Genomic DNA, 14,333 nt, shown 5'->3' with positions numbered 1-14,333 from the left:
AGTGAAAACTATAGGGAGCGGGCCTGGTAGGCGCGAGCAACTTCTTGGCCAGCATTAAAGAGGCGATCCGGCATCGAGCCAGAGCCTTCTAGCTCGACGCCGAAAGTCTCGGGGGGTACATCGGCGGCGATGTCACCGGCAACGATACCCAGGGGGGTGGGGGGAGTGCTGGTAGCGCACAGCTGGGCGATGGTGCCGACAACCTTTCCGGTTGTGGATTGCTCGTCGAAGCGCCCCTCACCGGTGACAACGAGATCCGCGCCGGAAATTCTCTCGGGCAGGCCTAAGGCCTCGGCCACATACGTGCCACCGGAGGAGACGGAAAAATGCCCGCCGTTGCCCCAGAGGGTTGCAGAAAGCCACGATAGGGCGATGGGGGTTCCACCGGCGGCCCCGTAGAACTCACTGTTCTTATCCACTCCCGTGACTTCGCACAAGTGCAAAAGTGCGCCGGCCAGAAGTGCGACTTCCTGTCGGTCCGCGCCTTTCTGGGGTGCGTACATCGTGGCGGCCTCGAGCGGAATAGCGCGCGTATCGGCTAAGAGGGTGTAATCAAGAGCGCCGGCCTTGATGTTGAGCTGCGCTGTATCGATAGTGGCCAAGCGCACGTTCGCGGCTCCGCCTTTGGGTAAGGCATAACCTCGTAAGTCGTGGCCATAGGCGCCGAGTGCGGAAAGGATGCCCATGCCTCCGTCGACGCTGGCGCTGCCTCCTAAGCCGAGGACGATGTGCTGCGCGCCGCGCGACTGTGCGTCGGCGATGAGGACGCCTGTGCCATAGGAGTCGGCTTGGGTTGGGTTGAGACTGTCCGCCACGGCGGGCAGGCCGGTGGCAGCGGCGACGTCGATAAAAGCGGTGGTGCCCGCGAGATAGTAGCTGGCCTCGATGAGACGCCCCACGGCGTCGGTAGTTGGCAGCGTGATGGTGTGGACTAGAGCTCCGTCGAGAGCTGCAGCGTTGGCTAGGGCAGCGGCAGTGCCTTCACCGCCATCGGCCATGGGGAGGCTAACAACTGTGGCCTCGGGGAGTACAGACCTGATGCCGGAGGCAATTCCTTCAGCCGCCTCGACGGCGGTGGCAGTTCCTTTGAAAGAGTCGGGGGCGACGATGATGAGCATGCCCGTGATTATAGAGAGCCACTCGCGCTAGCTACATTCCATTTGCGTTTTTTGATGTATGCGGGGAAACTATTGGTCATTTGACCAATACTTAACTCTCCAAAGGGGACCATCCGTGTCTATCGATCAGCAGATTTCCGAGTACTACGACAAGCTCCTCAAGCGCAATGCCGGTGAACCGGAGTTTCACCAGGCAGTGTCCGAGGTGCTCGACTCCCTCAAAGTGGTTTTGGGCAAGGACCCGCACTACGCTGACGACGGCCTGGTGGAGCGCCTGTGTGAGCCGGAACGCCAGTTGATCTTCCGCGTCCCGTGGATCGATGACAAGGGTGACATCCAGGTTAACCGCGGCTTCCGTGTGCAGTTCAACTCTGCGCTGGGCCCCTACAAGGGTGGTCTGCGCTTCCACCCCTCGGTCAACCTCGGCATCATCAAGTTCTTGGGCTTCGAGCAGATCTTCAAGAACTCGCTCACTGGCCTGCCCATCGGCGGAGGCAAAGGCGGTTCTGACTTCGACCCCAAGGGTCGCTCCGACCGTGAGATTATGCGTTTTTGCCAGTCCTTCATGACTGAGCTGCAGCGCCACATTGGTGAGTACCGCGACGTTCCCGCAGGTGACATCGGCGTCGGCGGTCGTGAGATTGGTTACCTCTTCGGGCAGTACCGCCGTCTGTCCAACCAGCATGAATCCGGCGTCCTTACTGGCAAGGGCCTGACCTGGGGCGGCTCCCTCGTGCGCACCGAGGCAACCGGCTACGGCCTGGTTTACCTCACTGCGGAGATGATGCGCACCCACAAGGAATCCTTCGGTGGCGCCAAGGTCATTGTTTCCGGCTCGGGTAATGTCGCGCTCTACGCAGCAGAAAAGGCTCAGCAGCTCGGCGCGACCGTCGTTGCTATGTCGGATTCCTCCGGTTACATCACCACTCCCAACGGCGTGGACGTGGACGCACTCAAGGACATCAAGGAGGTGCGTCGTGAGCGGATCTCCGCTTACGTCGAAGAGGTAGGCAATGGTGCGCAGTACCACGCCGGAGGCAATATCTGGGAGGTAGAGGCGGACGTAGCACTGCCTTGTGCCACCCAAAACGAGCTCGATGGTGAGTCCGCCAAGCTGCTCGTAGCCAACGGCATTCGCTACGTGGCAGAGGGCGCCAACATGCCCTGTACGCCGGAGGCTGTTCACTACTTCCAGGCCAATGGAACCGCCTTTGCGCCAGGCAAGGCCGCTAACGCCGGCGGCGTGGCAACGTCCGCCTTGGAAATGCAGCAGAACGCTACCCGCGATTCCTGGTCATTCGAGTACACCGATGGCCGCCTGCACCAGATCATGTCCAACATCTTTAAGAACGTCGAGCGTACCGCCCGTGACTATGGCTGCGAAGGTGACTATGTGGCGGGCGCCAATATCGCTGGCTTCAAAAAGGTCGCTGACGCGATGCTGGCGCAGGGCGTCATCTAGCACTGCCAGCACTGCTTATATAAACCTTCGCGCAGTTTCTTTGTCCCCGCACCGCGTGGGATAAGGCGGCTGCGAGAGGTATTTAGGTACGCTATGGCGCATGTACCGCGTATTTGAGTCCCTCGATGAACTTGTTCGTAATCTGGAACAGGCCCACAGCGTGCCCATGACATCGAACTGCTTAGTGCCGCGCCACGAGATGCTGGCACTGCTCGATGATCTTCGTAATGCGTTGCCGGTAGAACTCGATGATGCGCAGGACGTGCTGGATAAACAGGATGAGATCATTCACGGCGCGGAGGATCGCGCCGCCCAAACCATTGCTGATGCTAATGCTGAGGCCGATGATGTCCTGAGCCGCGCCCAGACGGACTCTGAAGCCATGGTCCATGACGCGCAGCAGCACGCGGATTCCACGCTCTCGCGGGCAGAGGAGGACGCGCGCACCCTCATGGACAAGGCACACGATGAAGCCGAGCGCACTGTCGCCCAAGCCAATAGCGAATATGATCGCACCGTGGCGGATGCGCGCGCGGAGCAAGAGCGCCTAGTTTCCCAGGCTGAGGTAGTTCGTCGCGCCAGCGAGGAGGCGCACCGCATCGTCGAGGCTGCACACACCGAGTCGAACCGGCTGCGTAGCGAGTGCGATGACTTTGTCGATAGCAAGCTCGGTGAGTTTGAAGCCTCCCTCGGCGGCCTACTGCGGACCGTTAACTCGGATCGCGCGGCACTGCGTCGCGGAGCAGGAGTTCGTTCCCGCGGAGCGGGGGAGCGCGCGCCGCGCACCGAACGGGAGCGCTAGGGAGGCAGCAATAGTTCTCGGATAGAGACCCTATTGCCGCTAGCCAATGATGCGGCCGCGCGTCACGCGCTGGTCGTATTCGTGTTCAGCCTTGAGCGAACTGAGGATGACGAAAGCAGTGATGATGGCCGCGACAAAACCGGGGAAAGCATAGACCGTCCACATGGTGGCGATTTCTCCGCGCAGGACGTCGAGATAGTCTGCTCCGTGCACTCCATAGCGGCTGAAAAACAACAGCGACTCGAAAGCAGCTGCCCCAGCGAGCATCGCGGGGACGCTGATGAATACACCGGAGATGACATCACCGGTGAGCCATTGCAGCACGGCCACGAAGACGCAGAAGCACAGGGCGCCAACCATCACGGCGAGCTCGAAAGGCAAAGGGCTTAGCGTTCTGGCGCCGACGATACTGCCGGCCAGCACGGCTAAGAAGGCAATTCTCCTTGCTCCGAACCTTCCGGTACCGCGGGCCCTCAGCTTTAACAGGGCTAGCTTGGGTGGCAGGAGCCGGTGGCATATACATCCGAAGGCGAAAATCCCCAGGGCCGGAGCCAGGCCGACGAGGACGAGCTCTGTGAAAACTTGTCCCGCTACGGTGGTCATGCTTGGTTCCATGATCCATAGCCTAAAGCACAGTTGAGCGCTCGTTAAAGGCCCTTGGCGCAGCACATAGGGGCTTATGACGCAGCTTCCAGCCCCTTGCCAGCTTGAAAGTTGAGGAAGGGGCCTGCCGGAGTAGTCTTTCAAGAATGCTTGAAGCCGGTTCTACAGGGTAGTGTGTATAGCGTTATGACATCACCGCTTAAATTCAATGTTGCTGATCTTCTCCGCAGCCAGGGTGCAGAAGCCATGCCTGAGCAGCGGAGCCAGACCGGTCCCGCCCCAGAAAGAATCGGCCTTTCCATGATCGCCGTCGAGAAGGGCGATGACATCACCGTCGATGCCACCTTGACTCCGCTGGGATCCGGCGTATTGGTCGATGCCGATGTAACTGGAACACTCACAGCTCAGTGCGCGCGGTGCCTACGCGAGCTGCATCCGCACCTCGATCTCCATGTCTCCCAGGTGTTTTCTGCCGATGATTCCTTCGTCACGGGCGATGCCGCCCCCGAGGATCTTGGTTCAGGCGATGAGATTCCCGCCATTGTGGCCGATGATCTCGATCTCCTGCAGACCGTGATCGACGAGGCAGGGCTCAACCTTCCTTTCGCCCCGGTATGTGAGGAAGGCTGCGAAATCGATACGCCAGAGGGCGTGGAAACCGGCGTCTTGGATGACGGGGATGACGCTGAAGAAGAGGAAGAAAAGGTCGACCCACGGTGGTCGGGTTTGGAGAAGTTCCTGTGAGCAAGAAGAAGAAACTAACCGGTGAGGAGGCGCTTTTCGCGGCCTTCGCTGCCGTCGATCACGCGCCATTGCTCGCGCAGTTGGGCGTCGAGATGTCGGAGGAGTACTTGCGCCATGCTCTGACGCACCGCTCCTTTGCCAACGAGAATGGTCACCTGCCCAATAACGAGCGCCTCGAGTTCTTGGGCGATGCGGTGCTGGGCCTTTCCGTGGCTTCCAAGCTTTATACGGTCTATCCCTCGCGCCCGGAGTCCGATATTTCCAAGATGCGGGCCTCCATAGTCTCGCGCTATGGCCTCTCCGATATCGCGCGGGAAATTGAGCTGGGCAAGCACATCCTCCTCGGCAAGGGGGAGCAGTCCACTGGTGGGCGCGATAAGGACTCGATCCTGGCGGATACCACCGAGGCGATCTTCGGCGCCATCTACCTTCAGTTCGGTTTCGAAACCGCGCGTGAAGTCATCTTGCGCCTCTTTGCCAAGAAGATTGAGAATGCTTCCATTTCCGGGCGCCACCTGGATTGGAAGACCACTCTGCAGGAGCTCTGCGCTGATCTGCATGCCTCCATGCCGGTCTATACCGCCACCTCCACTGGTCCCGAACACGATCAGACCTTCAGCGCCGTCGCCACAGTGGCGGGCGTGTCGGTGGGTCAGGGAGTGGGCCACAACAAGAAGCTTGCCGAGCAGGAAGCTGCCCAACAGGCATTTCATACCCTCCGCGAGACGCCCTTGTTGGTGCAAGGCACGGCCGACAAAGAGCGATAAAGAGAGCCAATGCCCGAATTACCGGAGGTCGAGACCGTTCGCCGCGGGCTCGAGCCTTACTTGAAGGGGCGTAGCTTCGCGCAGATGGAGGTACTGCATCCGCGTGCGAACCGCGGGCAGGAGGCACCGCTCAAGCAGCTCCTTGAGCGAAGAACAATCCGTGGCGTGGCGCGGCGAGGAAAATTCCTGTGGCTTGAGTTTGCGGACGAGAACCTTAAGGACCCTTCGCGTGATGTCATGTTCATTCATCTGGGCATGTCGGGGCAGCTGCGCATCGGCCCTAGCGATTCCAAACACGTGCGCATCCGTACGCGCTTGAGCGACGGCACCGAGCTGAGCTTTATCGATCAACGCACCTTTGGCTACTGGCTTTTCGCGCCCTGGCTGAAGATTGCACACATCGCCCCAGATCCTCTGGAGGCAGACTTTGATGCTGCGGCCGCCGCGCGCAAGATCCGTGCCAAACGCACAGTGATTAAGACGGCGCTGTTGGACCAGACGGTGGTCTCTGGCATCGGCAACATCTATGCCGATGAGGCATTATGGCGCGCAAAGATTCACCCCCAAACCAAGGCCTGTGATCTCTCGCAGGCCAACGCCCTAGCGCTTGTCGATGCCGCCACCACCGTCATGCGCGGGGCCCTCGCCGTCGGCGGCACCAGCTTCGATGCGCTTTATGTCAATGTCAACGGCGAGTCGGGGTACTTTTCCCGCTCGCTGCATGCCTATGGCCGCACGGGGAAGTCCTGTGATCGCTGCGGCAGCCCAATTCGCCGCATCGTTGTCGGCGGCCGTTCTTCGCACTTTTGCCCCCGCTGTCAGCGCAGAACCTCAGCGAGGTCACGGGTGCGGGAGTAGTATCACGCCTCATGGGGATTGATGCGGTGCTTCTCAGGCGGATTCTTCGTGCCTTGGTTCAAGTCTTGGTTCTCGGGCTCGGTTGGTGGGCGCGGAAGTACCCGAACACGGTAAAGACGCGGCCGAATCGTCAACGTATGCCGAAGTTCATTGCGATTTTCGGCTGGGTTCTTTTCGTCGTTGGTGCAGTGCAGGCGGCTATCGGCCTTCCCACTGATCCAGCGCGCGCAAATAATTTGAAGGGAATGCTGGTTGCGTCGGCGCTCATGATCCTCGCTAGTTTGGTGTTCGTTGTAATCCAGCACAATTGGTTCGTCGAGCCAGGGGCCGATCGGGTGGATTTTCGCACCGTATTCGGTCGCGAGAAGCACATCGAGTATCAAGATATTGTCCGTGTGCGCGAGTACAGCGCGCAGGGGCAGCCGTTTATCCAAGTGCGGGACTCACATGGCACCAAACTCGGTCTGAGCCTGCAGCTTTATGACATGAGCCCCTAGCTGGACTACCTCGACGCGCATCCCCCGCAGTCCACCCGGAACTGAGCGTTCCCAGCTGGTCCGCTGGTTTAGAGCCCATCCTTGAGGCGTTCCTGCAAAGCGAATCTCACGGTATTCCACTCGGATTCTATAATCGAGAAAACGACAGTATCTCTAACCGTGCCGTTCTCGAGCAGAATGTGATTTCTTAGGACACCGTCTTGTTTCGCTCCGAGTTTTTCAATGGCCGCGCGAGATTGGCGGTTGTGCCAATGAGTACGGAACTCCACTGCGAGGCAATCTAGTTCTTCAAAAGCTCTGGAGAGCAGTAGGAGCTTCGCTGCAGGGTTGATCAGCGTTCCTTGAGAGGCGTTCCCAAGCCAGGTGGAACCGATTTCCACACGTCTATTCGCAGGATCGAGATTCATGAAGGTTGTCATTCCGACTGCCTTTCCCGAAATCTGATCAATGATTGCCCAAGGCGCCATCGTTCCTTTGGCTTGCAAATCCAGCCGCTCCGAAATGACCTTCGACATGGTTTCTGGCGAAGGTATATGGGTGTACCAGACCTTCCACAGGTCATCGACTTTTACCGCCGCGATGAGGTCTTGCTCATGGGACAAGCTCAGGGGCTCCAGACGAACAAAATGGTTGTCAAGAATTGGAGTGTCTGCAAAAGGCATGGTCAATACTCCTAAGTATGTGCCGATTTTGAAAGAAGAATGCGTGTGGGGGGAGGACGTCTAAGGTGAGGTGAAGGCTGCGAGGCAGTGGAGATACAAGCGCCTCAACTGCTCACTATATGCTTGTTGGGCTCTCCAGCTCACGCAGCAAAGAATTGGCTTTGCTGTCTAGCGCACCTGCTTACTATCAGATGACCTCGACTCCGCAACGAATGAGTGCTGTGCGTGCTTGCAGGCCGAGGAAGCCGCTAAGATCCTGCACCTTCTTGAGCTGGGGGAGCGCAACGATATCGCTTTCACTGAGACTTTCCATATGGAAGGCACCGGCTTCACCGTCCCACTGGGGGATGAGTTGAAGATAGATTTCATTACCTCCATCGAAAACAATCTCCTCCACTCTTTCAGCAAGTCGCGCTGGAATCGGAAGAGTCCGGAACCACTCGAGCACTGAGGGAATGCATTCGAGCCCGGTGTCTTCAGGGTTAAAGGATTGATCGCCTTGATCTGCGGCGAAGTCGTAGACGTCAAAACGGGGCTTGAGAAGATCTTGTTCATACATCAACTCTTGGATCACCGCGAGGCGGAAGGGCAGCGATAGGAACTCGAGTAGAGGTTCATCACTAACGGGGTGTTTCCATCTGCCTGTTGGCGCTCTCTCGAGGGAAGGCCGGTTGTCACTGGGCGGCGCATTGTAGGTGATGCTCACCCACGCAAAGCGATGCGCTGCGGCGCGGACATAATCCGTCAGCTCGTCAGTCGCAGCTTTGGCTTTTCTTTGCACGAGATTGAGTGTGCGGAGATCGCCACATTCCGTTGCATTCAGGAAGAACGTCGCTGTCTACTCTCCAGCATGCGTATCCAGGGAAATATATGCTGTGCGCAAGTCCGCCTGTGGAATGGAAGACTGCGGTGAGCGACCTTCGACGGTGAGGGAGCCAGGAAAGAGCTGGGAAGGCCGCTTGCTGGCAAAATCAAAGTACATGGCTGCTTCACCTACTGGATCCTCTGCAAGGCGAACACCGAGTTCTGTAGTGTCTTCGCCATCCACGGTGAAGGCGAAGATGCCCACCTCATCCCACATTGCCAGCGATTCATAGCCCTTGCGCTCGAAATCTCCCGAAGCTCCAGTCGAGGACACTAATCGTGCCGGGCTGAAAATCTCGGCGAGTGAAGATACATTGAGGGTCTTTAGCGGCTTGTCATTGATGCAGATGCCCGTGGCTCTAATATCAAGGTGAAGTGGGCTGTAATCGTGGCAGGCAGCAGTCTTGTGCTCGCTGGAATCCCGCGGATCTTCTTGAGGCGCTTGAGCCTTGTTGCGGCGATGGAAAAATGACCACATGTCAGTGCAGTGTAGCGGATTCACCCAGCCTGAGCAGTCTGTTTAGCTGAACCAAGCGACGCTGGAGTTGCCTGATGCATGCCCAGCCGGCGCTGGCTTCCACGACAGTTGAAACTCGCTTATCTCAGCTGTTTGTTGAGTCAGTGTGAGCAGGTAGGTTCCCTCAGGAACTGGGAGGTGAAGTGCGGAGGAGGAAAGCGCGGAGGTATCGCTGTATTGTGCCGCCATGGTCAGCTGAGTGTAATCCGTTAACCAGAGTCCTAGGGGTCCGCACTTCACCACACCAAGCGCTTCTCGGAACGGCTGGCTGGGGGTGGAAGGGACATCGATAAGCAGTGGGGCGTCTGCGTGGTTGGGGCCGGGGTAGGCAATGAAGATGCTCCCGAGGTTGCCTTGTTGGGCGACGTGAGCCAGCAGCTGGTCTAGGGTCCAGTCCTCGGCCACGAATCCAGAGTAGAAATCCTTCGCTATGACACAAACGAAGCCGTCTTCGTCGACGCCTTGGTTGAGGGCTTTAAACATGAGAATAACCTTAATCTTTGATTGTGGCCTCCCTTAAAGGGTGGGAGGGCGTAGGTTGCTTGATGTGGAGCGTACTCCACCGCTCTGAACTGTGTTAAAGCTTTCTGAGTGTGGTGAAGGTGGCAGCTATAACAGGGCTGGGCGATTCGATAAATCGTTATAGTGCTTAAGAATTATTAGAAAAACTTAGAGTTTAGACGGCGGCCAGAATGACAGTGACCGAAGGAGTTTAAAAAGTAATGGGATATTTTAATCTGAGGCCATGGAAGAAGGCGCCTGAGCTCCCAGCTAAGACTGTCGAGCCCGAAGTTCCACCCACCAGCATTTTGTTGCGTCGGGCTGAAGAGTATCAGCAGATGGTTGCTGATGTGCTGGAAGCAGGAGCCAGCGAAGATGAACTTCCGATCGCTGAGCCGGTGGCAAACGGTGTGGTAGAGATGTGGTCTATTGACCGTGGGGACCATTTTGAGCATCTCTCACAACGCCACCTTGACCAGGCTGGGCTCAGCTTCGAAGCTGTTCGTCACTCCGCCCTTGAGCAGCTGCGCGAGGCGGCGAAGGGCCTACGCATTGAAGGTGGCGACGGCCGCTTCAGGGTGAGCTACCCTGACAATCCAGATCTGTGCGCGTCCTTCATCCTGGTCGCCGATGAGTGGCTGGATACGTCTTCATTACTCGGGGAGGCCGTTTATGCTGTGGGAACGCGTACGCTCCTCCATGTGTGTGGCTCCGAGGACGCAGCTGCAGTCGGCGGAATGATTCAGATTGCGGAGACCTTCTACGAGGCGGGCCTGTCAGATCCGAAGAACAATGGGATGCCTTTGTCTCCCCGTCCTTTAGTCATGCAGGACGGTGTTCTCGCCGACTTTACTGAGGAATAACGCCGCGGTAACTCCGAAGAATAGCAACAGTAGGTAATGCTCCTAGGTGAGCACGACCGCTCCTCGTGGTGGAAGCGTGTCCAAGAAGCGAAGCCAGGTTTTGGGCTAAGGTACAGTGTCCACAACAAGGAGTGATGTAGATGACCGAGCGTCTTACGGCATTTGTCCACGGGAGTGTCCAAGGTGTGGGCTTTCGTTGGTGGACCCGCTCACGAGCTCTAGAGCTGGGGCTTTCCGGGCATGCAACGAACATGAATGATGGTCGGGTGCAAGTGGTCTGCGAGGGGCCACGCACCGACTGCGAAGCTATGCTTGGACTGCTGCGGGAGCAGCCATCAAGTACCAATCGCCCCGGCTTTGTCGACGGCGTTTTCGAACAATGGTCTGCGCCTAAGGGCGAGCAAGGCTTCATTGAGCGTTAGTGCTGCACTTGAGCGTCGAGAGTCAACGCTGCCGCAGTGACTTGCTAAGATTCTGGGAATGCACCTCAAATCGCTCACGCTCAAGGGCTTCAAATCCTTTGCGTCGGCGACGACCCTGAAATTCGAGCCCGGAATCTGCGCCGTCGTCGGCCCCAACGGATCGGGAAAATCCAACGTCGTCGATGCGTTGGCGTGGGTCATGGGGGAAGGCAGCGCAAAGACCCTGCGCGGAGGGAAGATGCAGGATGTCATCTTCGCCGGCGCGGGTGATCGCAAGGCTCTTGGCCGCGCGGAAGTCTCTTTAACCATAGACAACTCCGATGGGGCGCTTGGCATCGATTACTCGGAAGTCTCCGTCACCCGCCGCATGTTCCGGGATGGCGCGAGCGAGTACGAGATCAATGGTGCCAAGGCACGCCTGATGGATATTCAGGAACTACTGTCTGATTCCGGCATTGGGCGCGAGATGCACATCATCGTCGGCCAAGGAAAACTGGCGGAGATTCTCGAGTCCCGGCCCGAAGATCGCCGCTCCTATATTGAGGAGGCGGCCGGAATACTCAAGCATCGCCGCCGCAAGGAGAAGGCGCAGCGCAAGCTCGTTGGAATGCAGGCCAACCTAGACCGGCTCGAGGACCTCACTGAGGAGCTTGGAAAACAACTCAAGCCTTTGGCACGGCAGGCTGAGGCGGCCAAACGCGCTGCTACCGTGCAGGCGGATCTCCGTGATGCGCGCCTGCGTATCGCCGGTGCGAAAGTGGTGGAACTGCGAGCCAAGTTTGAGGATTCCCAGCAGCAAGCAGAGATGCTTGCTGCGCAGGTTGAAGAGTTATCCGCGCAGCTAGAGGAAAACAGCCAGCGTCAGGCAGAGGTCGAAGCGGAGCTAGCTGAGGTTGCCCCACGCACGGAAGCTGCCCAGAAGCTGTGGTTTGATCTTTCAACCTTGTCGGAACGCATTTCTGCGACGCAAAGGATTGCTGCTGAACGGGCAAGCAACGCGGGAGCGCAGGTGCCTTATGCGGGTGAAGACCCCGCCGAACTAGAAGCGCGGGCGGCCGCGGCGGATGAGGAGTTCGCAGAACTTTTGGCTGGGGCAGAGGAAACGGCAGAGACGCTGGAGGCTATCCGCGAGGAAGTCGCCGAAAAGAAGGAAGCCTTCGCGGCCGCAGAGAAAGAGCACTTGGCGCAGTTGCGGGCACTAGCGGATCGCCGCGAAGGCGTAGTGCGGCTCATCGCCGCCGAGGAAAGCCTGAGCCAACAAGTCAATGCTCGTGAGGAAGAACGCTCGCGCCTGAATGAAAGCGTGGATTCTTTTAAGCAGCGCACAGTCTCCGCGAAGCAGGAGGCCGCCGAAGTGGCTGCAGCGCAACGCAACCTTGTTGCTGAGCGTAGCCCCTTGGAAGAAGAGAAGGCGCGCCGGACACAGGAAGCTGCAGCGGCGGAGGCACGTCTCGAGGAATTGCGGGAACTGCAAAGGCAGCGCGAGGGTGCTGTCTACGCTCTGCGTTCGAGGATCGAGACCTTGGAGCAGACCATTCCGCAGTCTGCGGACCTGGGGGAGGAGTTTCGCCCAGTGGCGGGGTTTGTTTCGACCTCGCTGGAGACTGCTGTTGCCGCAGCGCTGGGGCCTTTCAAAGAGGCCTTGGTCGGAGAAGCTGGACCCGAGATTATCGCGCAGCTGGAAGAATCTTCGCGCACCGCGATTGTTGACGTGGATTCGAGCCTTGCAGGAACGCAATGGCGCGTCGAAGCAGATCTTCCCGCAGGAGCCACGTGGCTCTTAGATCATCTCACTCTGGCTGACGAGGTGGCGGTGGCGCTCACGCGCCTGCTAGCGGATGTCGCCTTGGTCAACGACATTGAAGCGGGGCGGCAACTAGTGGCGGCGGACCCACGGCTGCGGGCAGTGACCGCCCGCGGAACCCTCATGGGGGAGGGCTGGCTGCAGGTGGGCACCGGCTCTGCCTCGACCATCGAGGTCAGCGCGCGCATAGAGAAGGCCAGCGCAGAGCTGTCGACGGCTGGGCGGGAGCTTGAGGAGCTCTCCGGAACTCTTGAGGGTGCTAAACTCGCGGCGGAAGAAGCGCGGGTGGCTGCTGCCGCCGCTACCGCTGCCCTGCGCGAGCATGACTCGCAGGTAGAGACCTGGGAGCGTGACCATCAGCGGCTGCGCAAGCAATACGAGGCAAATAAGGCAGAAGAAGAAAAAGCACTGTCCCGTGCCGAGACGCTCGATGAGCAGATTGCCCGCCTACACGCCGAGCTTGAGCAAGCACGGGATCGCCTTGCTCGCGCTGATGATGACTCAAACGCGGAGCCCGAAGAGCCTGCGGCGCAGACTCGCGACATGGCTTTTAGTGCGCTAGAACAGGTGAAGGCGATGGAGATGGAAGCGCAGTTGGCCGCCCGCTCCGCCCAGGACCGAGTAGCCCAGGTGCGTGGGAAGGGTGATGCGCTGCGCCGCCAGGCTCAGCACGAAAAGCAGGCGCAGGCACGCCACGAGCAGGCGATGGCGCGGCGCAAGGCGCAGGCTGAACTGGCAAGGGTTGTCAGTGCACATGCACGCGATCTTGCAGCGCGCACCGATTTTGCCCTGGACAAGGCCGCGGCCCAGCGTGAAGAGTTGCTGGCGCGGCGTGCTGCTCTTGGCGCCCAGCTGCAAGAGGTCAAGAAAGAGGTATCAGCGACGCGCGCGCACGCGGAGCGGCTGAGAAACACTGCCCATAGCAGTGAGATTGCCCGCTCCCAGGCTCAAGTGCGCCTGCAGGAGTCGGAGTCAAAGATAGTCGAGCAACTGGGAGTATCCATTCCTGACCTGCTGCGGGACTACACCCCGGATGAGGACTTCGACAGACAAGCAGAAAACTCCCGCCTGAAGCAGGCGGAGAAGGATCTCAACTCGCTCGGCAAGGTCAACCCGCTGGCTCTCGAGGAGTACAAGGCTCTCGAAGAGCGCTACTCTTTTCTCTCCCAGCAGCTGGCGGACGTGGTCCAGGCCCGTGAGGATCTCACGGGTGTTATAGCGGACGTCGACAAGCACATCCTGCGCCTCTTTAGTGATGCCTGGCGCGATGTGGAAGCTGAGTTTCCTAGGGTCTTTGCCACGCTGTTTCCCGGTGGGGAGGGGCGCCTTATCCTTACGGAGCCGGAATCGCTCCTCACAACCGGCATCGAGGTTGAGGCGCGCCCACCGGGCAAGAAAGTCAAGCGCCTTTCCTTGCTCTCTGGCGGAGAAAAGTCATTGACCGCGCTCGCCATGCTTGTCGCCATCTTCCGTGCCCGGCCTAGCCCCTTCTACGTCATGGATGAGGTGGAAGCCGCGCTCGATGACGTGAACCTACGGCGGCTGATTGCGCTTTTTGAGGAGTTGCGTAAGGATTCGCAGCTCATTGTTATCACTCACCAGAAACCCACGATGGACGTGGCTAATGTTCTCTACGGCGTGACCATGCGTGGGGACGGGATAACGCGTGTGCTCTCCCAGCGCATGCATCCAGCGGGGACGGCGCCTGGTGCGGAGGCTGCTGCTAGCGACGCCGCGCGCCTCGGAGTGGATGCGCCATCGCTGCCGCGTGAATAGGACAACCTTGGTCCCATTGTGGGGAGAAGCCCCGGAGAAGCCCCGGAGAATTTCAAAGCGGACTTTGAGGCGG

The 14,333-nt window shown here is 59.0% G+C and carries 15 protein-coding genes; 9 read left to right on the top strand and 6 right to left on the bottom strand.

Features of this window, described 5'->3' with window-relative positions; all coding sequences use genetic code 11:
* Positions 1-8 precede the first annotated feature (8 nt).
* Complete coding sequence (locus F4V60_RS07800) at positions 9-1,118, bottom strand: glycerate kinase family protein (RefSeq protein WP_075730070.1); 1,110 nt, start codon at positions 1,116-1,118, stop codon at positions 9-11.
* Positions 1,119-1,233: 115 nt separating this feature from the next.
* On the opposite strand from F4V60_RS07800, the gene gdhA reads away from it, so the two are divergent.
* Together gdhA and F4V60_RS07790 are read left to right on the top strand one after the other, a co-directional pair.
* A complete protein-coding gene (gene gdhA, locus F4V60_RS07795) occupies positions 1,234-2,580 on the top strand; it encodes an NADP-specific glutamate dehydrogenase (RefSeq protein WP_075730069.1) in 1,347 nt (448 codons plus the stop codon).
* A 100-nt stretch (positions 2,581-2,680) separates the two neighbouring features.
* Complete coding sequence (locus F4V60_RS07790) at positions 2,681-3,382, top strand: DivIVA domain-containing protein (protein ID WP_075730068.1); 702 nt, start codon at positions 2,681-2,683, stop codon at positions 3,380-3,382.
* A 39-nt stretch (positions 3,383-3,421) separates the two neighbouring features.
* Here F4V60_RS07790 and F4V60_RS07785 read toward each other — a convergent pair whose 3' ends face one another.
* A complete protein-coding gene (locus tag F4V60_RS07785) occupies positions 3,422-3,985 on the bottom strand; it encodes a hypothetical protein (RefSeq protein WP_075730067.1) in 564 nt (187 codons plus the stop codon).
* Positions 3,986-4,171: 186 nt separating this feature from the next.
* Between F4V60_RS07785 and F4V60_RS07780 the strand changes: the two genes are divergently transcribed.
* From F4V60_RS07780 to F4V60_RS07765, 4 genes are read left to right on the top strand one after another with little or no spacing between them, the layout of a single operon-like run.
* Positions 4,172-4,729 carry a YceD family protein gene (locus tag F4V60_RS07780; RefSeq protein WP_075730066.1) on the top strand — a complete coding sequence of 186 codons (558 nt, stop codon included), beginning with the start codon at positions 4,172-4,174 and terminating at the stop codon, positions 4,727-4,729.
* A complete protein-coding gene (rnc, locus tag F4V60_RS07775; RefSeq protein WP_075730065.1) occupies positions 4,726-5,496 on the top strand; it encodes a ribonuclease III in 771 nt (256 codons plus the stop codon). Before F4V60_RS07780 ends, rnc begins: the two co-directional genes overlap by 4 nt.
* A gap of 9 nt (positions 5,497-5,505) precedes the next feature.
* On the top strand, positions 5,506-6,354 hold the full coding sequence (gene mutM / locus F4V60_RS07770; protein ID WP_075730064.1) for a bifunctional DNA-formamidopyrimidine glycosylase/DNA-(apurinic or apyrimidinic site) lyase: 849 nt from the start codon (positions 5,506-5,508) through the stop codon (positions 6,352-6,354).
* Positions 6,355-6,365: 11 nt separating this feature from the next.
* Positions 6,366-6,851 carry a hypothetical protein gene (locus F4V60_RS07765; protein WP_075730063.1) on the top strand — a complete coding sequence of 162 codons (486 nt, stop codon included), beginning with the start codon at positions 6,366-6,368 and terminating at the stop codon, positions 6,849-6,851.
* A 68-nt stretch (positions 6,852-6,919) separates the two neighbouring features.
* Here the strand turns inward: F4V60_RS07765 and F4V60_RS07760 are convergent, their stop codons facing one another.
* The 4 genes from F4V60_RS07760 to F4V60_RS07745 form a co-directional block, all read right to left on the bottom strand.
* Positions 6,920-7,513, bottom strand: coding sequence for a GNAT family N-acetyltransferase (locus F4V60_RS07760; RefSeq protein WP_075730062.1), 594 nt, complete (start codon positions 7,511-7,513; stop codon positions 6,920-6,922).
* Positions 7,514-7,700: 187 nt separating this feature from the next.
* Positions 7,701-8,294 carry a DUF6892 domain-containing protein gene (locus tag F4V60_RS07755; protein WP_141255899.1) on the bottom strand — a complete coding sequence of 198 codons (594 nt, stop codon included), beginning with the start codon at positions 8,292-8,294 and terminating at the stop codon, positions 7,701-7,703.
* Positions 8,295-8,351: 57 nt separating this feature from the next.
* On the bottom strand, positions 8,352-8,855 hold the full coding sequence (locus F4V60_RS07750) for a DUF7738 domain-containing protein (protein WP_075730060.1): 504 nt from the start codon (positions 8,853-8,855) through the stop codon (positions 8,352-8,354).
* A gap of 42 nt (positions 8,856-8,897) precedes the next feature.
* Positions 8,898-9,377 carry a hypothetical protein gene (locus tag F4V60_RS07745; RefSeq protein ID WP_075730059.1) on the bottom strand — a complete coding sequence of 160 codons (480 nt, stop codon included), beginning with the start codon at positions 9,375-9,377 and terminating at the stop codon, positions 8,898-8,900.
* 239 nt (positions 9,378-9,616) lie between these two features.
* On the opposite strand from F4V60_RS07745, the gene F4V60_RS07740 reads away from it, so the two are divergent.
* The 3 genes from F4V60_RS07740 to smc all read left to right on the top strand — a co-directional run bounded on the left by F4V60_RS07740 (position 9,617) and on the right by smc (position 14,260).
* Positions 9,617-10,258, top strand: a complete 642-nt coding sequence (locus F4V60_RS07740) for a hypothetical protein (protein WP_075730058.1) — start codon at positions 9,617-9,619, stop codon at positions 10,256-10,258.
* Between the two features lie 140 nt (positions 10,259-10,398).
* Positions 10,399-10,680, top strand: coding sequence for an acylphosphatase (locus F4V60_RS07735; protein ID WP_075730057.1), 282 nt, complete (start codon positions 10,399-10,401; stop codon positions 10,678-10,680).
* A gap of 58 nt (positions 10,681-10,738) precedes the next feature.
* On the top strand, positions 10,739-14,260 hold the full coding sequence (smc, locus tag F4V60_RS07730; RefSeq protein WP_075730056.1) for a chromosome segregation protein SMC: 3,522 nt from the start codon (positions 10,739-10,741) through the stop codon (positions 14,258-14,260).
* Positions 14,261-14,333 lie beyond the last annotated feature (73 nt).

The organism is Corynebacterium flavescens, assembly GCF_008693105.1.
In the GTDB taxonomy this organism is placed as follows: domain Bacteria; phylum Actinomycetota; class Actinomycetes; order Mycobacteriales; family Mycobacteriaceae; genus Corynebacterium; species Corynebacterium flavescens.
This window is presented reverse-complemented; position numbering and strand designations above follow the sequence as displayed.